The organism is Vibrio sp. 378 (assembly GCF_033339435.1).
The window spans coordinates 1-521 of record NZ_JAWOUO010001174.1 but is presented as its reverse complement, the minus strand read 5'-3'; the positions used below and the strand labels follow the sequence as shown (position 1 = coordinate 521).

Genomic DNA, 521 nt, shown 5'->3' with positions numbered 1-521 from the left:
TGGCAGTGTTGACGAGATATAAGTGGAATCGTAAAGCAAACGCTCAATTGTAGCTTTGGTGTTTAGCAGCCACGCTTGAGTCTCTACCCAAATCGGGTCATGACCAGCTTTTTTAGCTCGTTGCGCAGGTTTGTGCTCAAAAAGATACACCACACGCGCTTCAGTAAATGAAAGTAACGATTCGATTCTGTCTAATTGGTTTTCTAAAACATCAAGGCTTTCCACATCGACAAATATCAGGTCAAATTCAAACTCGTATTCTTTCTTTTTAAAGACGCTTTTTACATCTAAAACGGTGACATCAAATCCCATGAAGCGACTAATATCTGCCATTTTTTGCACGATAATGTCTTGATTACTGACCAATAAAATTGATTTCATTTTGGTCAGTTCGTCTTTAATTTCCGTTACCGTATCTGATGTGATAGGCGGAAAAGTCAACGTAAACTGTGACCACTCTCCCGGCTGGGAAATGCACTTAATATTACCGCCAAACGAACGCATGACTTTCTTGCAGAAAG

At 40.1% G+C, this 521-nt stretch carries 1 pseudogene; it reads right to left on the bottom strand.

Annotated features, from left to right (window positions below):
- A pseudogene (locus R7Q48_RS30995) lies at positions 1 to 521 on the bottom strand (hybrid sensor histidine kinase/response regulator); the annotation flags it as partial.